General features: G+C 34.5%; 19 protein-coding genes, 1 tRNA gene, 1 other RNA gene and 1 riboswitch. Of the genes, 13 read left to right on the top strand and 8 right to left on the bottom strand.

Features of this window, described 5'->3' with window-relative positions; genetic code table 11:
- Positions 1–14: 14 nt before the first annotated feature.
- Positions 15–509 carry an SsrA-binding protein SmpB gene (smpB, locus tag SOI86_RS06070; RefSeq protein WP_320680948.1) on the bottom strand — a complete coding sequence of 165 codons (495 nt, stop codon included), beginning with the start codon at positions 507–509 and terminating at the stop codon, positions 15–17.
- A gap of 52 nt (positions 510–561) precedes the next feature.
- Here smpB and ruvB point away from each other — a divergent pair, with 52 nt between their 5' ends.
- The 5 genes from ruvB (at position 562) to thiC (ending at position 5,350) form a co-directional block, all read left to right on the top strand.
- The gene (gene ruvB, locus SOI86_RS06065; RefSeq protein WP_320680947.1) at positions 562–1,620 is read left to right on the top strand and encodes a Holliday junction branch migration DNA helicase RuvB; all 1,059 of its coding nucleotides are present in this window, start codon (positions 562–564) and stop codon (positions 1,618–1,620) included.
- A complete protein-coding gene (locus SOI86_RS06060) occupies positions 1,607–2,395 on the top strand; it encodes a tetratricopeptide repeat protein (RefSeq protein WP_320680946.1) in 789 nt (262 codons plus the stop codon). The genes ruvB and SOI86_RS06060 overlap by 14 nt, the downstream gene beginning before the upstream one ends.
- A 3-nt stretch (positions 2,396–2,398) precedes the next feature.
- Positions 2,399–3,565 (top strand): amidohydrolase, encoded by a 1,167-nt coding sequence (locus tag SOI86_RS06055; protein ID WP_320680945.1) that lies wholly within the window; start codon positions 2,399–2,401, stop codon positions 3,563–3,565.
- A 3-nt stretch (positions 3,566–3,568) separates the two neighbouring features.
- On the top strand, positions 3,569–3,784 hold the full coding sequence (locus tag SOI86_RS06050; protein WP_320680944.1) for a DUF3188 domain-containing protein: 216 nt from the start codon (positions 3,569–3,571) through the stop codon (positions 3,782–3,784).
- 62 nt (positions 3,785–3,846) lie between these two features.
- Positions 3,847–3,945: riboswitch (TPP riboswitch) on the top strand.
- A 34-nt stretch (positions 3,946–3,979) separates the two neighbouring features.
- Positions 3,980–5,350: a phosphomethylpyrimidine synthase ThiC gene (gene thiC, locus SOI86_RS06045; protein WP_320680943.1), complete on the top strand. Its 1,371-nt coding sequence runs from the start codon at positions 3,980–3,982 to the stop codon at positions 5,348–5,350.
- A 14-nt stretch (positions 5,351–5,364) separates the two neighbouring features.
- On the opposite strand, the gene tkt is transcribed toward thiC, so the two are convergent.
- Genes tkt through acpP form a run of 3 tightly spaced genes read right to left on the bottom strand, consistent with a single transcriptional unit; the run spans position 5,365 to position 8,905 of the window.
- A complete protein-coding gene (tkt, locus tag SOI86_RS06040; RefSeq protein WP_320680942.1) occupies positions 5,365–7,371 on the bottom strand; it encodes a transketolase in 2,007 nt (668 codons plus the stop codon).
- Between the two features lie 43 nt (positions 7,372–7,414).
- Positions 7,415–8,659 (bottom strand): beta-ketoacyl-ACP synthase II, encoded by a 1,245-nt coding sequence (fabF, locus tag SOI86_RS06035; RefSeq protein WP_320680941.1) that lies wholly within the window; start codon positions 8,657–8,659, stop codon positions 7,415–7,417.
- A 6-nt stretch (positions 8,660–8,665) separates the two neighbouring features.
- Positions 8,666–8,905, bottom strand: a complete 240-nt coding sequence (gene acpP, locus SOI86_RS06030; protein ID WP_002808065.1) for an acyl carrier protein — start codon at positions 8,903–8,905, stop codon at positions 8,666–8,668.
- A 133-nt stretch (positions 8,906–9,038) separates the two neighbouring features.
- Here acpP and psaC point away from each other — a divergent pair, with 133 nt between their 5' ends.
- On the top strand, positions 9,039–9,284 hold the full coding sequence (psaC, locus tag SOI86_RS06025) for a photosystem I iron-sulfur center protein PsaC (protein WP_007099573.1): 246 nt from the start codon (positions 9,039–9,041) through the stop codon (positions 9,282–9,284).
- Positions 9,285–9,364: 80 nt separating this feature from the next.
- Complete coding sequence (gene glmS, locus SOI86_RS06020) at positions 9,365–11,260, top strand: glutamine--fructose-6-phosphate transaminase (isomerizing) (protein ID WP_320682502.1); 1,896 nt, start codon at positions 9,365–9,367, stop codon at positions 11,258–11,260.
- Positions 11,261–11,288: 28 nt separating this feature from the next.
- Here glmS and rimM read toward each other — a convergent pair whose 3' ends face one another.
- The gene (rimM, locus tag SOI86_RS06015) at positions 11,289–11,819 is read right to left on the bottom strand and encodes a ribosome maturation factor RimM (RefSeq protein WP_320680939.1); all 531 of its coding nucleotides are present in this window, start codon (positions 11,817–11,819) and stop codon (positions 11,289–11,291) included.
- A gap of 24 nt (positions 11,820–11,843) precedes the next feature.
- Here rimM and SOI86_RS06010 point away from each other — a divergent pair, with 24 nt between their 5' ends.
- The gene (locus SOI86_RS06010) at positions 11,844–12,029 is read left to right on the top strand and encodes an NAD(P)H dehydrogenase subunit NdhS (protein WP_320680938.1); all 186 of its coding nucleotides are present in this window, start codon (positions 11,844–11,846) and stop codon (positions 12,027–12,029) included.
- Between the two features lie 3 nt (positions 12,030–12,032).
- Here SOI86_RS06010 and SOI86_RS06005 read toward each other — a convergent pair whose 3' ends face one another.
- Both SOI86_RS06005 and rnpB read right to left on the bottom strand, forming a co-directional pair.
- On the bottom strand, positions 12,033–12,782 hold the full coding sequence (locus SOI86_RS06005; RefSeq protein ID WP_320680937.1) for a ribonuclease III family protein: 750 nt from the start codon (positions 12,780–12,782) through the stop codon (positions 12,033–12,035).
- 21 nt (positions 12,783–12,803) lie between these two features.
- An RNA gene (rnpB, locus tag SOI86_RS06000) (RNase P RNA component class A) lies at positions 12,804–13,182 on the bottom strand.
- 38 nt (positions 13,183–13,220) lie between these two features.
- Here rnpB and SOI86_RS05995 point away from each other — a divergent pair.
- The 3 genes from SOI86_RS05995 to SOI86_RS05985 all read left to right on the top strand — a co-directional run bounded on the left by SOI86_RS05995 (position 13,221) and on the right by SOI86_RS05985 (position 14,192).
- Positions 13,221–13,294: transfer RNA gene (locus SOI86_RS05995), tRNA-Arg, on the top strand.
- A gap of 78 nt (positions 13,295–13,372) precedes the next feature.
- Positions 13,373–13,705, top strand: coding sequence for a hypothetical protein (locus tag SOI86_RS05990; RefSeq protein WP_320680936.1), 333 nt, complete (start codon positions 13,373–13,375; stop codon positions 13,703–13,705).
- A gap of 31 nt (positions 13,706–13,736) precedes the next feature.
- Positions 13,737–14,192, top strand: coding sequence for a hypothetical protein (locus tag SOI86_RS05985; RefSeq protein WP_320680935.1), 456 nt, complete (start codon positions 13,737–13,739; stop codon positions 14,190–14,192).
- On the opposite strand, the gene SOI86_RS05980 is transcribed toward SOI86_RS05985, so the two are convergent.
- Entirely contained in the window at positions 14,185–16,731 is a 2,547-nt protein-coding gene (locus SOI86_RS05980; protein WP_320680934.1) for a glycogen/starch/alpha-glucan phosphorylase, read from the bottom strand. The genes SOI86_RS05985 and SOI86_RS05980 overlap by 8 nt on opposite strands.
- A gap of 154 nt (positions 16,732–16,885) precedes the next feature.
- Between SOI86_RS05980 and SOI86_RS05975 the strand changes: the two genes are divergently transcribed.
- Both SOI86_RS05975 and SOI86_RS05970 read left to right on the top strand, forming a co-directional pair.
- Positions 16,886–18,253: a cation:proton antiporter gene (locus SOI86_RS05975; protein WP_320680933.1), complete on the top strand. Its 1,368-nt coding sequence runs from the start codon at positions 16,886–16,888 to the stop codon at positions 18,251–18,253.
- Between the two features lie 42 nt (positions 18,254–18,295).
- Positions 18,296–19,195 (top strand): alpha/beta fold hydrolase, encoded by a 900-nt coding sequence (locus tag SOI86_RS05970; protein WP_320680932.1) that lies wholly within the window; start codon positions 18,296–18,298, stop codon positions 19,193–19,195.
- The last annotated feature ends 3 nt before the right edge of the window (positions 19,196–19,198 follow it).

The raw sequence follows: 19,198 nt of genomic DNA, 5'->3' as shown, positions 1-19,198 counted from the left end.
GTTTGCAAAATTTTTTATCTTTTTAGTGCAGAGTTGATTTCTTTTTTCATACTTTTTTGTTTTTCATTTTGTCGTTTGTCATGTAATTTTTTCCCTTTACCCACTCCAATAGTTAGCTTAATCCAAGAGCCTTTTAAATAAAGAGATAATGGAATTATAGTCATTCCTTTTTTTTCAGTATTCGATTTCAGTTTAATTATTTCTTTTTTATGTAGAAGCAACTTTCTATTTCTTAATGGATCATGATTAAAGAAAGACCCTACATTTTTGTGTGGTGAAATGTGAACATTTAATAATAAAATCTCACCATCTCTAAATGAACAGTATCCATCTCTTAAATTTGCTTTTCCGTTTCTAATAGATTTTACTTCTGTCCCTAAAAGTTCAATTCCAGCTTCGATTGTTTCAGATATTGCATATTGGAATTTTGCATATCTATTCTCAGCTAGACGTTTAAAATTAATTTCTTTTTTATTATTTTTTTGAACTTTGTTTGAATTTTTTGCCATTTTAGTTGTAAAAAATCTTTCTACTCAGAACAATTGCAATTAACCTTTCATTATGGCAATAATTTCCTCCAATATAGGCGATAATGACTTTTCTCTTCGTAAAAAAGAGCTGAGGCTAGTTGATTCAAAAATCATTCCAGAAGAAAAAAGAAATAACAACCTGAACTTAGCTCGGCCTAATACTTTGCAAGAATTTATTGGCCAAGAACAACTTAAGTCTTCTTTAAGAATAGCTATAGATGCATCAATTTATAGAAAAGAACCTTTGGAGCATATTCTTTTATATGGACAGCCTGGCTTAGGTAAGACTACCCTGGCTTTTTTAATAGCTCATGAAATGAATACAAAATGTAGGATAGCTACTGCACCCGCAATTGAAAGACCTAGAGATATTGTAGGGTTACTACTTGGATTAAAAGAAGGTGAAGTTTTATTTATCGATGAGATACATCGCTTAAATAGGTTAACTGAAGAGTTGTTATATTCTGCAATGGAGGATTTTAGATTAGATTTAACGATGGGAGCTAATAGAGGAGCACGTTGTAGAACAATTAATCTTCCAAGGTTTACTTTAATTGGTGCGACAACAAAATTAGCTTCAATTAGTCCACCTCTAAGAGATAGATTTGGGATATCTCAGAAAATTGAATTTTATACATATGATGAATTAAAACAAATAATTGTTAATTTCTCCCTATTAATAAACCTTAATTTAGATGATCAAGCATCTTATGATTTAGCAAAGATATCTAGAGGGACTCCAAGAATTGCTTTGAGATTATTAAGACGAGTTAGAGATTATGCTCAAGTTGTTCAAAAAACTAATGTTATCTCTGTTAATTTAATAAAAAAAGCTTTAAATTCTTACCAAATAGATGAAACTGGATTGGATTCTCTAGATAGACAATATTTATCTTTTTTAAACCAAAACAATAATATTCCCACTGGCCTTGATTCAATCGCAGCGGGTTTGGGTGATGATTCTTCAATGTTAGAATTTGTAGTTGAGCCATATTTAATCCAAATTGGTTTCCTAACTAGAACTCCTCGAGGAAGATTGCTTACTGCTTTAGGTAAAAAGTACATTGATGCAAAAAATGATAACTTTTAAAAAAGTTAAGGTTTGGTTTTTATTAATTTTTGTTTTTGTCAATATTTTTTATATTGCACCATGCTATTCATCTTCTTTGAGAGAGGATTTGTTTAAAAATGCATTAGATTTAAGTTCAGTCGGAAAATTTAATTTCGCTTTACAAGAATGGAATCGATATCTAGATTCTTATCCTGATGATGCTGCAGGTTTCAGCAATAGAGGAAATGTAAGACTTGTCTTAGGAGATGTCGAAGGATCAATAGATGACCAAAATAAGGCAATAAGTTTAAATCCCAGTGAAATAGATCCTTACATTAACAGAGGTATAGCAGAGGAAGCATTAGGTCTATGGGCGCAAGCTAAAAAAGATTATATGTTTGTTATTTCGCAAGATAGTAAAAATTTCTCTGCATTATATAATTTGGCTAATGTTGAAGGCTCTATATCACATTGGGAAAAAGCAAGAGATTTATTTTCAAAAGCTGCTTTATATAATCCTGGATTTGCGATGGCAAGGTCAAGTATGGCGCTAGTAGATTTTCAGTTGGGGAATATTGATAAATCTGAAGAAGAATTAAAAAAATTAATTAGACGTTATCCAACTTTTGTAGATGCTAGGGCGGCTTTAACAGCTTTGAGTTGGTCCAAGGGTGAATCTGGTAAAGCAGAGAGTAATTGGATAGCAGTAACTGAATTAGATCCTAGGTATAGTGATGAGGAATGGTTAAAACAAGTAAGAAGATGGCCTCCAAAACCAACTAAAGATTTAATGAACTTTATCGATTTAAAATAAGTAATGAATAAAGATCACTTTTCAAAAAAAATTGATTCCTTTAATGATGAATTAATTAATTTAAGAAGACATATACATGCACATCCTGAATTAAGTGGACTTGAAAATCAAACAGCGATTTTAATAAGTGGTTATTTAAAAAATATTGGTTGGAATGTAAGAGAATCCATAGGTAGGACTGGAGTTATAGCTGATTTTGGTCCCTTAGACAAAGGTATTATAGGCTTAAGAGTGGATATGGATGCTTTACCAATATTTGAGGAAACTAAATTAAGTTTTGCGTCAAAAGTAGATGGTGTTATGCATGCGTGTGGTCACGATTTACATATAACGATTGGATTGGGTGTAGCAAAAATTGTTAAGGACTTAAAACTTAAATTTGGGACTAGGATAATTTTTCAGCCTGCTGAAGAAATTGCGAGTGGAGCAAGATGGATGATTAAGGATGGTGCAACTAATGGTTTAACCCATATTTTGGGGGTTCATGTCTACCCTGATTTACCTGTAGGGACTATTGGGATTAAAGAGGGAAGTTTAACTGCAGCGGCCGGAGAACTTAAGGTAGAGATTAAAGGAAAATCAGGCCATGGTGCTCGACCTCATGAAGGAGTTGATGCTATTTGGGTGGCTTCTAAAGTTATCTCGGGAATTCAAGAATCAATAACACGGAAGTTAGATCCTTTAGATCCTGTAGTAATAACTTTTGGTAAAATAAGTGGTGGAAATGCATTCAATATCCTTGCAGAAAAGGTTAATTTAATTGGTACGGTTAGATGCACTAATCTTCAGTTATTTAAGAATATTGGTACTTGGCTCAATGAAAATATCTCTTCTTTAGCTAATAGTTGCGGAGCGGATGCAAAAGTAATATTTAGAGAAATTACTCCACCAGTTAACAATAATTCTGAAGTTAATAGAGTACTCAGAGATTCGGGAATTAAGGTTTTGGGTCAAGGAAATGTTATCGAATTACAAAAATCCTCATTAGGTGCTGAAGATTTCGCTGAATTCTTGAATGATATCCCTGGGGCTATGTTTAGGCTTGGTGTTTCCAATTCCAATGGATGCGCTCCACTACATAGTTCCAAATTTGATCCAGATGAAAGAGCTATTGCGGTTGGAATCAAAGTGATAACAGAATCCATAGTAGAATTAAACAATGAAAATTAATAAATGAAAATTAATCAAACTTTTATTTTATCTTTTGTGGCTCCTTTGATGATCCTTATATCTGCTTTAGGATTTATATTGAGGGGAAATTCTAAGAAGATTTTTTATTTACCTATTGGCTTAATGGGGATTTCAATTATTTTGGAGAAAGATTTAAGACGAAGATTGGATAGGAAAAACATTTTTAAAAAGATAAAGTCTTTTCAAAAAGTTAAATAAGATATTTTATTTATTTTTACGTAATATGTGATGACTATTTTTTAGAAAAGAGCTATTAATAAGATTAATACTAGGGGTGCTAAGAAATTTAACTTAGCTGAGATCATACCCTTTGAACCTGAATCATTAATCCTGATGCAGGGAAGTGGAAATTTGATCAAACTTTAGTAATAACACTTTAAAAATTTATAAATCATGAGAAGTTCTTGGATTAAGCCTCGCCTTGGAAAAGATAATGTAACTCAGATGAATTTTGCGAGGAACGGATATATTACTGAAGAAATGAATTTTGTTGCTAAAAAGGAGAATCTACCTGCGTCTTTAATAATGGAAGAAGTCGCTAGAGGAAGATTAATCATTCCAGCTAATATTAATCATTTGAATCTTGAGCCAATGTCTATAGGTATTGCTTCTAGATGTAAAGTTAATGCAAACATTGGAGCTTCCCCTAATGCAAGTGATATCAATGAAGAAGTAGAGAAGCTAAGGCTAGCTGTTAAATACGGGGCTGATACGGTTATGGATCTTTCTACAGGAGGAGTGAATTTAGATGAAGTGCGGGAGGCAATTATTCACGAATCTCCTGTTCCCATAGGAACAGTTCCTGTTTATCAAGCTTTAGAAAGTGTGCATGGGTCAATAGATAGACTAACTGAAGATGATTTTCTTCATATTATTGAAAAACATTGCCAGCAGGGCGTAGATTATCAAACTATTCATGCTGGATTACTAATAGAGCATTTGCCAAAAGTCAAAGGAAGAATTACTGGAATTGTAAGTAGAGGAGGAGGTATTTTAGCTCAGTGGATGTTACATCATTTTAAGCAAAACCCTCTTTATACAAGGTTTGATGATATTTGCGAGATTTTTAAGAAATATGATTGTACTTTCTCTCTAGGAGATTCCCTCAGGCCTGGATGTTTGCATGATGCTTCTGATGATGCACAGTTAGCAGAATTGAAGACTTTAGGCGAGTTAACTCGAAGAGCATGGGGACATAATGTTCAAGTAATGGTTGAGGGCCCTGGCCATGTACCTATGGACCAAATTGAGTTTAATGTGAGAAAGCAAATGGAAGAATGTTCAGAAGCTCCCTTTTATGTACTTGGTCCATTAGTAACAGATATATCTCCTGGTTATGACCATATATCAAGTGCTATTGGAGCGGCGATGGCTGGTTGGTATGGGACTTCTATGTTATGTTATGTAACCCCAAAAGAACATTTAGGTCTCCCAAATGCAGAAGATGTACGCGAAGGATTAATTGCTTATAAGATAGCTGCTCATGCTGCAGATATAGCGAGGCATAGAGCTGGAGCTCGTGATAGAGATGATGAACTTAGTCATGCAAGGTATAACTTTGATTGGAATAAACAATTTGAACTCTCATTAGATCCAGAAAGAGCAAAGCAATACCATGATGAAACATTACCTGAAGAAATATTTAAAAAGGCTGAGTTTTGTTCAATGTGTGGACCTAAACATTGTCCAATGAATTCAAAAATTTCAGATGAATCTCTTGATCAACTAAAAGATAAACTTGAAGGATGTAATACTTCAGTTTAGTTATCAAGTAATATTTATAGAATTTCTTTTGTCTTATTAACGACGTTTTCAACTGTAAATCCAAAATTTTTCATACACTCGCCGCCAGGTGCTGATGCGCCAAATCTGTCCATAGTAATACAAATCCCATTAAAACCTGTATATTTATGCCAACCAAATGAATGGGCAGCTTCTACTACAACACGCTTAGTAACACTACTAGGTAAAACACTTTCTTTGTAAGATTCTTCTTGTTCTTCGAAAAGTTCTACGCATGGCATAGAGACAACTCGAGTTTTTTTACCTAATTTTGAAATTTCCTTACTTGCTTCAATGCAAAGATTTAGTTCGCTTCCAGTACCAATAAATATTAGATCTGGTGTGCCATCGCAATCAGAAACTATATATCCTCCTAAAGCAACTTTATCGATCGAAGTATTTTCTTGGTTTGGCATACCTTGTCTACTTAAACAAAGGGCAGAAGGTCTTTTTCGATTTTGAATAGCAAGTTTATAGGCCCCACTCGTCTCATTCCCATCACCTGGTCTGAAAACTAGCATGTTAGGCATAGCACGAAGAGAAGGTATGGTTTCAATAGGTTGATGTGTTGGACCATCTTCACCTACACCAATTGAATCGTGGGTTAAAACATAGATAACCCCTAATTCACTAAGTGCTGAAAGTCGCATTGAACCTCTCATATAATCGGCGAAAACAAGGAAGGTGCCCCCATAAGGTATTAGACCACTATTGTGATAGGCAATACCATTAAGTACAGCTGCCATAGCATGTTCACGTACACCAAAATGTAAATATCTTTTTTCAGGGCTATAAGCTTGGAATGATCCAGTTTCTCCTTTAATATCTGTGTAGTTAGAGTGAGTTAAATCTGCTGATCCACCAATTAATTCAGGTAGGTTAGGACCTAGGGCACCTAAACATATTTGTGAATGTTTTCTGGTTGCTAAACCTTTATCATTAGGGGTATAAGAAGGGAGATCTTTATCCCAATTCTCAGGTAATTGGCCGTTTAACATTCTCTTTAACTCAGCCCCTTCAGACGGATATTTTGCTTGATAATCTCCAAATTTCGATTCCCATTTCTTCTCTAGATCTTCACCTTTTGTTATTGCTTTTCTAAAATGTTCATATACTTCATTTGGTATTTCAAATGGAGGATATTCCCAATTTAAAAACTCTCTAGTTAATGCAGCTTCTTCTTCTCCAACCGCTGCCCCATGAATACCAGCGGTATCTGATTTATTAGGTGATCCATAACCTATTGTGGTAGAAATTTTTATTATTGAAGGTTTGTCTGTAACTAATTTTGCTTTTTCGATAGCTTCAGTTATTCCTTTAACATCATGATTCCCATCTGCAACATGTTGTACATGCCATCCATAAGCTTCGTATCTTTTTAAAACATCTTCAGTGAAAGAAACATCGGTGCGTCCATCAATTGTAATTTGATTATCGTCATAGAGTGCAATTAATTTACCAAGCTTAAGATGACCAGCTAATGAGCAAGCCTCTGATGCGATACCTTCTTGATTACAGCCATCACCCATTATCACGTAAGTATAGTGATCTACAATATTGCAATCTGGCTTGTTGAATTTAGCGGCTAAGTGAGTTTCAGCGATTGCTAAACCAACAGCATTAGAAATGCCTGCACCTAGCGGCCCAGCTGTAACTTCAACCCCTTCAGTTTCGAATGTTTCTGGATGCCCAGGAGTTTTTGATCCCCATTGTCTAAATTCTTTAATATCTTCTATCGAAACTGATTTGTATCCTGTCAGATGAAGCAAAGAATACAACAACATACAGCCATGACCAGCTGACAATACAAAACGATCTCTATTAAACCATTGTGGATTATTTGGGTTGTGATTAAGTATGTTTTGCCATAGTGCATAACCCATAGGTGCACATCCCATTGGTAACCCAGGATGTCCACTATTCGATTTATTTACTGCATCTACAGCAAGCATCCTTATACTATTTACACAGAGAGATTCTAATGAAACAGATGCAGCGACCATTGTTTTAAAATAAAATAAGTTGGAAATAAAGAATTGGTTGTCATTAGTTCATTTTGCTAAAAGCAAGGCAAACATTATGACCACCAAAGCCGAAGGAATTAGAAAGAGCGGCCCCTACTTGAGCTTCTCTTGCATTATTTGGTACATAATCAAGATCACAATCAGGATCTGGATTGACGTAGTTAATTGTAGGAGGGATAAAATTATGTGTCAAAGAAAGTATACAAGCTACTGCTTCTATACCTCCTGAACCTCCTAGGAGATGACCAGTCATCGACTTAGTAGAGCTTACAGGAATAAGGTAAGATCTGTCTCTAAATATCGATTTAATTGCAGAAGTTTCATTTTTGTCATTAGCTGATGTACTCGTTCCATGAGCATTTATGTAATCGACTTTGTCTAGGCTTAGAGAACTTTCTTCAATTGCTAGTCTGATGGCTTCTGCTCCTCCAATCCCTCCTGGAGAGGGCGCAGTAATATGATGCGCATCACATGTTGTTCCATATCCAATAATTTCTGCATAAATTCTTGCATCTCTTTTTTTTGCATTTTCTAAAGTTTCTAAAACAAGAATTCCAGATCCCTCTCCAATAACAAATCCGTCTCTTTCTGCATCAAAAGGTCTACTCGCTGTTTCGGGACTTTCATTTCTGAAAGAAAGAGCTTTGGCACTAGCAAAACCAGCCACTCCTAGAGGTGTAATACTTGCTTCTGCCCCTCCACAGATCATTGCATCTGCTTTCCCAAGTTGAAGTAATCTAAATGAATCCCCAATTGCATTCGAACCGGCAGCGCAAGCAGTAGAAACAGAGGAACTTGGTCCTTTCGCACCTAAAGCAATGGCAGCTAGTCCAGTTGCCATGTTTGGAATCATCATTGGGACTGTAAATGGACTTACTCTTTTTGGTCCTCTTTGACTCAGTATTTGAGCTTGAGTTTCCATAGTGAGTAAGCCTCCAACACCAGAGCCAATTATTACTCCAATTCTTGATGCATTAGCTTCAGTAATTTCAAGTCCAGAATCATTAAAGGCTTGCTTTGCAGCAATAACTCCAAACTGGGAAAAACGATCCCACCTTTTGGATTCTTTTGCTTCAATATAATTTTCAGATTGAAGATTTTTCACTTCTGCTGCAAATTTGCAAGGATGTTGTGCGGGATCAAAGAGAGTAATCCCTGAGACCCCACTAATCCCTTTTTGAAGACTGAGTAAATATTCATCAATGTTGTTACCAATTGGAGTTACTGCTCCGATTCCAGTAATAACTACTCGATGGAAATTTGGCATCCTTGATTAACCTTTTTTTTCTTCAATGAATTTCACTGCATCGCCAACTGTTGCGATTCCTTCAGCTGCTTCATCAGGAATTTCGATATCAAATGCTTCCTCTAAAGCCATAACTAATTCAACGGTATCTAGAGAATCTGCACCTAAATCATTTTGGAAGTTTGAATCTGATTTTACTTCTCCTGCTTCAACGCTTAATTGCTCTGAAACAATTGAACAGACCTTTTCGAGGATTTCTTGTGACATAGTTTATGTAATTTACTAAGTATCTATAAGATTTTATGCCCTAGAGTTAACAAGAGTGAAGCATATCTTAATTTTTTTAATTTCTTTGTAAGACAATAGTATTATATAACGAGGTTCAAAAGACAATTTTTAAATGTCACACGCAGTTAAAATTTACGACACTTGCATTGGATGCACTCAATGTGTCAGGGCTTGCCCACTAGATGTTTTAGAGATGGTTCCTTGGGATGGCTGTAAAGCTGGCCAAATTGCCTCATCACCTAGAACTGAAGATTGTGTAGGCTGTAAAAGATGTGAAACGGCATGTCCAACAGATTTTTTAAGTATTCGCGTTTATTTAGGAGATGAAACTTCTAGGAGTATGGGTTTAGCATATTAACTTTATAGTGCAGTTTTAAGACAGTCCATGTTTTAATAAATACTCATTTTTTTTCAATATAATTGAAAAAAAATTACCGTATGTGTGGAATAGTCGCTGTAACTGGTTATAAAAAAGCTTTACCATTATTAATGAATGGTTTAGAAAAACTAGAATATAGAGGCTATGACTCTGCGGGTATTGCAGTTATTAATTCCGAAACAAATTCTATTACTTGTAACAAAGCAGAGGGAAAACTTAAGAATTTAATAAGTAATCTTCATGATACTAATATTCATGGAACTGTAGGTATAGGTCATACTCGTTGGGCAACTCATGGAAAACCTGAAGTTAAAAATGCCCATCCTCACATCGATAGTACAGGATCTATAGCAGTTGTTCAAAATGGTATTATTGAAAATTTCCAAGAATTAAAAAATAAATTAGAGAAAGAGGGTATTATTTTTAATTCGGATACAGATACTGAGGTTATTCCTCATCTAATTGAAAGGGAATTAAATACGTTAAGTAAACTTAATCTTGAAAATAATGGTTCAACATTATTGGTAGCTGTGAGAAATGTAATAAGTGATTTAGAAGGATCTTATGCATTTGCAGTCTTATGGGCTGGTGCCCCTACTTCTTTAGTAGTTGCAAGAAGAAGGGCCCCTTTGATTATTGGTTTGGGTGAAGGAGAATATATTTGTGCAAGTGATACACCAGCTATCGCAAATTTTACAAACATTATTCTGCCTATGGAGGATGAGGAAATAGCTTTATTAACCCCTCTTGGAATAGAAATATATGATTCAAACAACGAGAGACAATATCGAAATCCTGTTTCTTTAAAAGTCTCAGAGCAAATCATGGATAAGATGCATTTCAAACACTATATGTTAAAAGAGATATATGATCAGCCTCGAACTGCAAAAAATTGGTTGGAAAGTTATTTAATTAAAAACGTAGAAGATGGCCAATATCAAGTCAAATATCCCTTTGATACAAAGTTTTTTGAATCAATTGAGAGAATTGAAATTATAGCTTGTGGTACAAGTAAACATGCTGCAATGGTGGGAAGATTTTTATTAGAACAATTTTCAGGTATTCCTACCAATGTATTTTATGCAAGTGAGTTTCGATATTCACCACCACCATTGTTACCAAATACATTAACTATTGGTGTCACTCAATCTGGAGAAACTGCCGACACAATTGCAGCTATCGATATGGAAATTAAAAGAAGATCTTCAATTGAAGATAAAAAATTTAAACCAAATCTTATCGCAATTACAAATAGAAAAGAAAGCTCAATAGGAAGGCAGGTTTCAAATATAATTGATATTTGTGCAGGAATAGAAGTGGGAGTTGCAGCAACAAAAACTTTTTTTGCACAATTACTTTCTTTTTATGGATTAGCTATAAAATTTGCGCAAATTAAAGGTAGTCAAAGTTCAGATGCAATAGATAAGTTAATAAAAGAACTTATAAAACTGCCTCCATTAATAGAAGATCTCTTAGAGGCTCATAATAAATCTTCAGAAAAGTTAGCGCATGATTTTTTTAATATTAAAGATGTTATATTTTTAGGAAGAGGGATAAATTACCCTATTGCTCTTGAAGGGGCTTTAAAATTAAAAGAAATTAGTTATATTCATGCCGCTGGATATCCAGCTGGCGAAATGAAACATGGTCCAATAGCTTTATTAGATAAAAAAGTACCTGTCATCTCTATTGCCTCTCCTGGTGAAGTTTTTGATAAAGTTATCAGTAATGCTCAAGAAGCAAAGGCTAGAGACTCATATTTGATTGGTATTGCTCCTGAATGCAATGGAACGGAAATATTTGATTATTTAATGAAAATTCCTTCATACAATGAATGGGTTTCACCTTTACTTAATATAGTGCCTTTGCAATTATTGAGTTACCATATTGCAGCTCATAGAGGACTTGACGTCGATCAACCAAGAAATTTAGCTAAGAGTGTAACTGTGGAATGATTAGTATCTTATGTATTTTTTTTTAAATTTATAGCTCTAAAAGTCCCTTGGGGGGATTGATTATCAGAAAATTATTTTTTATATCTACTAATGGTACTATTTCATCAACAAATGGAATCAAAACTTTTTTATGATTGTTAAATAGTTCAATAACAAGTAAATTATTTTTCTCATTTTCTAAATTAATAACTTTCCCGATTACTTTATTTTCTATAGTTTTAACTTGTAAATTCACAAGTTCTAGCAAGTGAAATTCTTCTTTATTTAACTTAGGAAGTTGATCAGCTTTTACTAGAATTTTATATTTCTTAAGTTGCTCAGCATGATTTCTAGAACTTATTCCTTGAAATTTAATAATGAATGTTTTTTTACCAGGCTGTTTATAACCCGAAGTAAGTTCTATTTTTATAGGGGATTCTTTTTCTTTTTGTAACCATCTTTCACCGGGTATTAAAAATCTTTCTTCAAAATCACTTAGAGATTTAACTTTTACTTGTCCATTAATTCCATGACATGATGTTATTAAACCAACAACTAACCACTTATTATTTTTTATCATATATTGTAGTAAATAAAGTTTTTTATGGCATTATCAACAAAGCCTATACTCCCTGGTTCTTTAGTTGTTGTAAAAGATACAGATTCCATATATAGAGGATATAAAGGTTTTGTCCAGAGAGTTACAAAAAATAGGGCAGCTGTTCTTTTTGAAGGTGGTAATTGGGATAAACTCATCACTTTCAAATTAACTAATTTAGAAATAGTCTAAAAATCAGATCTTACCTATAGTTATAAATTTTTCTATCAAAACTCTAGCTGCATTTTTTTCGGCCTGTTTACGAGATTTACCAAATGCAGACGATTCTTTTAAGCTTTTGATAAATATGTCGCAAAAAAATCTTTTTGGATCTCCATTTTTTTTTGAGATTTCAATTGTTTTATATAGTGGTAAATCAAAACCTTCCCTTTGACACCACTCTTGCAATACTGACTTGGCGTTGTATTTGTATGGCGCTATTAACAATATTTCTGAATCTTTCTCCCAAATATCATCTAGCCATAGATTTACTTCCTGAATCGAATTAAAGCACTTATAAATAGCACCGATCAAGGCTTCGGTCGCTTCTCCTATAATTGTGTTTTTTGAGTTTTCATCACCAAGAGCTTTGGGCCCTTTAATTATTACTTTTTCTATGTCAATTTTTTTCCCTAATTTAGTTAACCAGTCATCACTTACAATTTGAGCTCTTAGCTCTGATCTTTCTCCTACACTCATTTGAGGATATTTTTTTTCAATAAAATTCGATGCAGCTAATCTTAGTACTGCATCTCCAAAGAATTCTAATTTTTCGTAATTTTTTATTGTGTCATATGAAGAATGGGTTAATGCTTGATTTAAATTCTGAATTGCTGAAATATTTTGTGTGCTAATAATGTCAGAAAATCTTTTTGATTTAATTTTTAAAGATTTTGAAAAAGTAATTATTTGATTGATTCTTTTAGCATCAATTATATTTGTCATTTTATTGAAATCGTCAAGACAATTAGAAAGCAGGTCATAAGCCGGGTTCTGTTCACCTTAAATAAGATGGGCAATCATCTATCTAGGGCTGGAATTACTTCGCAGTCTCAAGCGGCGCTTTTAAGTAGATCGTGTAATGGTCGTAAATCTACTAAACCTTGCTCCCAGCCGGGGTTTACCTAGCCAACACTTCTCAATGTTGCTGGTGCGCTCTTACCGCACCCTTGCACCCTTGCCATACATAAGTATTAGGCGGTATGTTTCTGTGGCACTATCCTCACGGTTACCCGCACTGGGAATTACCCAGCAAGCCTGACCACGTGGGAGCCCGGACTTTCCTCAAAAAAGTTTTATTTTGGAAACAAAACAAAACTTTTTTGCGATTGCCTCTCCTGCTTTCATCTAGCATAATGCTTATTACTCCAAAAATCATCTATTGGGGCTGTAGCTCAGCAGGATAGAGCAACGGTTTCCTAAACCGTAGGCCGTGGGTTCGACTCCCGCCAGTCCCGTTAAAGTAATAATCTATATGTAGTATATGTGCAAACTTGCTACTCTCTAGCTAGCGTATAGTTAGTAATAAATCTTTTATGGCTAAGTTGCATGATATGCGTTTAAAGCTATTAATTCAACAAGAACACGAACGTATTTCTAAATCCCAACCTAATGATTTAGATCTTTCAATAGTTCAAGCAAGGTGTTTATGCTGGCTTGCTTTATTGGCAGAAGCGCATGAAGACCAAGCAAATGATGCTGAAAAGAGAGGAGACGCTGAACAAGCAATGGGATGGTTTGCTGATTCTATGAGATTAAGAGACGTTATCAATTTAGTTACGAGTATTGAGATCCCGTTGCCAGATAGTCCAGATACACTTGATGAAAATGACGAATTACTTGATGGTCCTACAATGATGCCCAAATAGTGAGATGATATGAAAAGAGTTTTTTTTACTTTTGACTGAAGAACCATGTCAATGCTCAGATTGCCAGAGATTTTATAAAGAGCATGATCGTCTTATTAGAGAATTTCCTACTTTTAAGCAGCAACAAGAGTTGAATTGGGCATCACTTCAATCTTTTAGAACTCTTTGTAATAAGGTTACTAATCAATTGCAGAGAAAATTATCTGAAAGAGAATTCAGTGTTGATAAAAGTTCAGAAGAAAAAGAAATTTCTGATATAGAAATTACTGAAGCTTTAGATGAACTTGAAAGTGTTAATGCACATTTATATTCAATTGAAGCATTAATGGAAAGAATTTTTGATGCCAAAATTTCAAATAGTATTGAACTAGAATTTAAAGAAATTGCAAAGGAAATAGCACCAGATCCATTAAATGTGGATAGATTGATTTTGAATAGATTATTTCATCAAACTCCAGATTTTCCAGATAAGAAAAATATTAATTAGATAGTTCTTCCACATCACAAGTAATCTCTACTGGCATTGGAGAGACTTTCCAAATGGATTTGCAGTACTCTCTAATAGATCTATCTGATGAAAAATATCCTGATCTTGCGGTATTTAACAATGCCATTTTATTCCAGGATTTTTTATTATTCCAACATCTACTGACTTCATCCTGTTTATTTAAATAATCTGCGAAGTCAGCCATAACAAAGAATGGATCATGACAAGTCAAGCTATTTAAAAGAGGTTTAAATAATTCTTTATCCCCATTACTAAAGTTTCCAATCTCAATTAAACGTATTACTTCTTTTAGTTCTGGAGATTGATCAATAAAAGTTTTAGGCAAGTAATTATTATTTTTTAAATCCATAATTTCACTTTCAGTTTTTCCAAAAAGAAAGAAATTCTCTTTTTTAACAAGATCTCTTAATTCCACATTAGCTCCATCTAGAGTTCCAATAGTCAATGCTCCATTCATGGCAAATTTCATATTCCCAGTCCCAGATGCTTCTTTTCCAGCAGTTGAAATTTGTTCTGAAAGATCTGTTGCAGGATAAACTATTTCACCAAGCTTGACATTATAGTCAGGTAAAAAAACAACTCTTAATAGACCATCCATATCTGGATCTGAATTAACTACATCAGCAATACCATTAATGAATCTAATCATTAGTTTTGCCATAAAGTAACCCGGCGCGGCTTTACCTCCAAATATTATGGTTCTTGGGACTTCATAATTGTTCGTTCCATTTTTGATTCTTAGATATTGGGCAATGATTTGTAATGCGTTTAAATGTTGCCTTTTATATTGATGAATTCTTTTTACTTGAACATCAAATAAACTGGACGGATCAACAAGTATCCCTGTTTTTGAATGGATAAAACTTGCTAATTTTCGCTTCCCATTTAACTTAGTTTCTTCAAATTGTTGTAAAAAATTGTCGTCATCTTTTTTTGACTCTAACTTTTTGAGAAGTTCCATGTTGGTTATCCAATCAGCACCTACTTCTTTCTCTAGAAGGCTAGACAAAGAAGGATTTGAGAGAGCAACCCATCTTCTTGGAGTAACTCCATTAGTGACATTTGTAAATTTTTCAGGCCATAGTTTTGCAAATTCAGGTAGAAGCTGTCTTTTTATTAGATCTGAGTGAAGAGCGGCTACACCGTTTATATGATGAGCGCCAATTGTAGCCAAGTGCGCCATTCTTACAGATTTAGAGCCCTCTTCATCAATTATTGAGAGCTTTTGAAGGATTTTGTCATCACCGGGATAACGTAGTCTTAGTTGCTGTAGAAATCGCCAATTAATTTCATAAATAATTTCAAGATGCCTTGGAAGGAGATCATTAAATAATCCTAGATCCCATTTTTCTAAAGCCTCTGGAAGCAAAGTGTGGTTGGTATAAGCAACTGAGGAGGTTGTTATGCTCCAAGCCTGATCCCAACCTACATGATATTGATCAATAAGAAGTCGCATTAATTCTGCTACTGCAATAGCAGGATGAGTATCATTTAATTGGACTGTCCAATGTTGAGGAAATTCTGTTATTGATATAGATCTTTTTTCAAGGCTTCTTAACATATCTTGAAGAGAACAACTTACAAAAAAGTGTTGTTGTTTGAGTCTTAATCTTCTACCTTCATCAGTGCCATCGTTTGGATATAGAACTTTTGAAAGAGTTTCAGATGCAACTTTTTCTTCTACTGCGCCATAATAATCACCAATATTGAAGGCATAAAAGTCAAAACTTTCTGTTGCATCCGCTCTCCATAATCTTAGTCTGTCACATGTATTTACTCTGTATCCTAAGACGGGAACATCATGTGGTACTCCAATGGCATGTTCTGAAGGTATCCATCTTGATCTAAAATTTCCTTTATTATCTCTATAATTTTCGGTTCTTCCTCCAAAACCAACAAAACATGATTCATCAGGTTGTGGAAGTTCCCATGGCCATCCACCTTTGAGCCATTTATCAGTCACTTCAACTTGCCAACCATCTCTAATTAACTGATTAAATATGCCAAATTCATAGCGAATACCATAACCAACTGCGGGAACTTGAAGGGATGCTAATGATTCCATATAACATGCAGCAAGTCTGCCAAGTCCACCATTACCTAGTCCAGGCTCTTCTTCTACTTCAAGAATGGTTGACAATGATTCAATTCCAAATCTTTTTAAAGCATTTTCTGCTTCTTGAGTTATGCCTAGGTTGAGAAGGTTATTACTTAATTGAGGGCCTATTAAGAATTCTGCTGATAAGTAAGCTACAGTTTTTTGTGGTTTTTTTCTTATAACTTCCTGACTCGCTAAATATCTTGTCATTAGCCTATCTTTAACTGCGTAACTTAAAGCCATATAAAAGTCGTGAGGACTTGCAGAAGTAGCTAATTTTCCAAGTGTATAGAAAAGATGTGCTGTCATTCCTTGAAAAACAGCATCAGAATCCATTCCAGCTTTCTCAGGATCTAAGTAGCAGCCTGGTGTAGGCAAGCGCAGATCAAAGGGTTCGTTAGGATTCATTGTATTGGCCATATATCAGACAATAGCCATTTTTTTGAAAATTTCTTTGTTGTAACTTCAGATCCACACTTGTTGAGTATTTTTGCTTTTTTTTTACATATTTCTTAAAGTGGGCCCTCAATAAACTATCTTCCAATTAGGTAGTTTATTTTTTTTTGCATCTCATATGTATTCTTTGTTTGCGGAATTAAGTGCACATGATTTAGAAGTCGCTGAAACGTTGATAGGAGTTATAAGATTTCTTTTGATATTTTTAGCTGCAAGAGCATTAGCAGAAGTATTAGTAAGGCTAAGTTTACCAACGATTGTAGGTGAGCTTCTTGCAGGGGTTGTAATAGGAGCATCAGGATTCCATCTATTAATTCCACCCTCAGCCGGAACTGAACTAAATGAAGGACTTGTCAATGTTATTAGTTCATTAGCTTCAATTCCTCCAGAAGCAGTACCAGATGTTTATTTCGAAAGTTTTCCATCTCTTCAAGCAGTAGCAACACTTGGATTATACGCCCTTTTATTTTTAACAGGATTAGAAAGTGAGTTAGAGGAACTCGTAGCTGTCGGCGCTCAGGCTTTTACGGTTGCAATGGCTGGGGTCATTTTACCTTTTGCTTTTGGAACTCTTGGATTAATGCTTATTTTTCAAGTAGATCTAATTCCAGCAGTTTTTGCTGGAGCATCTATGACGGCAACAAGTATAGGAATAACTGCTAGTGTTTTCGGTGAATTAGGATATTTGAAAACTAGAGAAGGTCAGATTGTTATTGGTGCAGCGGTTCTAGACGATATTTTGGGTATTGTTATTCTCGCAGTTGTTGTAGCTCTTGCTGCAGGAGGTTCTTTAGAAATTGCTCCTATCGTTAAATTAGTTGCCGCAGCTGTAGTATTTGTTATTGCTGCTATTGCATTAAGTCGAACAGCTGCACCAGGTTTTGATTGGCTATTAGATAGATTAAAAGCTCCTGGCGCGGTAGTGGTTGCGTCCTTTGTGATACTTGTGTTGTGTTGCTTTGTTGCAACAGCCATTGGATTAGAAGCTGCTTTAGGGGCTTTTGCGGCTGGATTGATTCTTAGTAGTTCTAAGAATAATCATGCAATTCAACAATCCGTATTACCTTTAGTATCATTATTCGCAACGATTTTCTTTGTGTTAGTAGGAGCTGGAATGGATTTATCAGTTATTAATCCACTTGATCCAACGAGTAGATCAGCTTTAATAGTTGCAGGATTTTTATTAGTTGTTGCAATAATTGGAAAAATTGCAGCCGGATGGGTATTTTCAAGTGATAAACCTACAAATAGATTAGTAGTAGGTTTGGGTATGATGCCTAGAGGAGAAGTTGGTCTAATATTCCTTGGGCTTGGTACAAGTGCTGGTCTTCTCACACCGTCTCTTGAAGCAGCAATTTTATTAATGGTGATTGGTACGACATTTCTTGCTCCTGTTCTCTTAAGAATTGTTCTAAAAGATAAGACACCTGGTGGGGGGAATAAAATTTCAGATGATGTTGCAGCTGATCCTATGGGTCTTCTTTAGGAAATAATTTTATTAGAATTACCTAAAATATAAATTTGATGAATGAAAAAATCAGTACCAATAGATAGTGATGTTAATTATGACTGGAATTTTTTAAATTACCCAATACATACTGTTTCAGCTAAGCCTGAGAAAACCGCCAAAGAATGTGCAATTTTATTAATTCATGGTTTTGGAGCTTCTACGGATCATTGGAGATTTAATATCCCTTCTTTGAGCAATAAATATGAAGTTCATGCAATGGATTTACTTGGTTTTGGAAAAAGTCCTAAGCCTCAAGATGTTGAATACTCAGGATCTTTATGGAAAGATCAGGTTGTAGCTTACGTAAAAGAGAAAATAAAAAAACCTACAATTGTTGTTGGAAATTCATTAGGTGGTTATGCAGCATTAGCAGCTGGTTCAGAATTAAATGAACTTAATGCAGGAGTGATATTAATTAATGCTGCTGGATATTTTAGTGAAGAAAAAACTATTAAGAAAAACATGTTGCAAACTTCAATAGAAACAGTTGCGGGCATTTTTTTAAAAAATGTTGTTTTTCAACGTTTGATTTTTGAGAATATGAGAAATCCAAAAAATATTAAAAAAACTTTGAAACAGGTATATGTTGATAAAAAAAATGTTGATGATTTTTTAGTTGAATCAATAAGAAAGCCTTCGCTAGATTATGGAGCTTTTAATGTTTTCAGAAGTGTATTTAACCCCTCAGGTCCCCAAGGATTGCCGTTGGATAAGTTATTCGCAAAACTCGATTCACCATTATTACTGCTCTGGGGAGGCAAAGATCCTTGGATGAATACTCCAAAAAAAAGAAATCTATATAAAAAATTTACACCTAAGAATACAAAAGAAATCATTCTTGATGCGGGACATTGTCCTCATGATGAAATACCTGAATTAGTTAATCAGCATATTTTGGATTGGGTTGATTCTATTTAAGTA

It is taken from the genome of Prochlorococcus sp. MIT 1314, from assembly GCF_034093315.1.
Classification (GTDB): domain Bacteria; phylum Cyanobacteriota; class Cyanobacteriia; order PCC-6307; family Cyanobiaceae; genus Prochlorococcus_A; species Prochlorococcus_A marinus_Y.
The sequence above is the reverse complement of the archived record's forward strand: the minus strand, read 5'-3'. Positions and strand labels throughout refer to the sequence as shown.

Excerpts from the sequence above, each read along its gene's own strand:
- SOI86_RS05975 (WP_320680933.1), top strand. The coding sequence starts at position 16,886 with ATGTATTCTTTGTTTGCGGAATTAAGTGCACATGATTTAGAAGTCGCT.
- SOI86_RS05970 (WP_320680932.1), top strand. The coding sequence starts at position 18,296 with ATGAAAAAATCAGTACCAATAGATAGTGATGTTAATTATGACTGGAAT.
- SOI86_RS06050 (WP_320680944.1), top strand. The coding sequence starts at position 3,569 with ATGAAAATTAATCAAACTTTTATTTTATCTTTTGTGGCTCCTTTGATG.
- SOI86_RS06005 (WP_320680937.1), bottom strand. The coding sequence starts at position 12,782 with ATGACAAATATAATTGATGCTAAAAGAATCAATCAAATAATTACTTTT.
- SOI86_RS05980 (WP_320680934.1), bottom strand. The coding sequence starts at position 16,731 with ATGGCCAATACAATGAATCCTAACGAACCCTTTGATCTGCGCTTGCCT.
- thiC (WP_320680943.1), top strand. The coding sequence starts at position 3,980 with ATGAGAAGTTCTTGGATTAAGCCTCGCCTTGGAAAAGATAATGTAACT.
- ruvB (WP_320680947.1), top strand. The coding sequence starts at position 562 with ATGGCAATAATTTCCTCCAATATAGGCGATAATGACTTTTCTCTTCGT.
- psaC (WP_007099573.1), top strand. The coding sequence starts at position 9,039 with ATGTCACACGCAGTTAAAATTTACGACACTTGCATTGGATGCACTCAA.
- SOI86_RS05990 (WP_320680936.1), top strand. The coding sequence starts at position 13,373 with ATGGCTAAGTTGCATGATATGCGTTTAAAGCTATTAATTCAACAAGAA.
- SOI86_RS06060 (WP_320680946.1), top strand. The coding sequence starts at position 1,607 with ATGATAACTTTTAAAAAAGTTAAGGTTTGGTTTTTATTAATTTTTGTT.
- fabF (WP_320680941.1), bottom strand. The coding sequence starts at position 8,659 with ATGCCAAATTTCCATCGAGTAGTTATTACTGGAATCGGAGCAGTAACT.
- smpB (WP_320680948.1), bottom strand. The coding sequence starts at position 509 with ATGGCAAAAAATTCAAACAAAGTTCAAAAAAATAATAAAAAAGAAATT.
- SOI86_RS06010 (WP_320680938.1), top strand. The coding sequence starts at position 11,844 with ATGGCATTATCAACAAAGCCTATACTCCCTGGTTCTTTAGTTGTTGTA.
- glmS (WP_320682502.1), top strand. The coding sequence starts at position 9,365 with ATGTGTGGAATAGTCGCTGTAACTGGTTATAAAAAAGCTTTACCATTA.
- SOI86_RS06055 (WP_320680945.1), top strand. The coding sequence starts at position 2,399 with ATGAATAAAGATCACTTTTCAAAAAAAATTGATTCCTTTAATGATGAA.
- acpP (WP_002808065.1), bottom strand. The coding sequence starts at position 8,905 with ATGTCACAAGAAATCCTCGAAAAGGTCTGTTCAATTGTTTCAGAGCAA.
- tkt (WP_320680942.1), bottom strand. The coding sequence starts at position 7,371 with ATGGTCGCTGCATCTGTTTCATTAGAATCTCTCTGTGTAAATAGTATA.
- rimM (WP_320680939.1), bottom strand. The coding sequence starts at position 11,819 with ATGATAAAAAATAATAAGTGGTTAGTTGTTGGTTTAATAACATCATGT.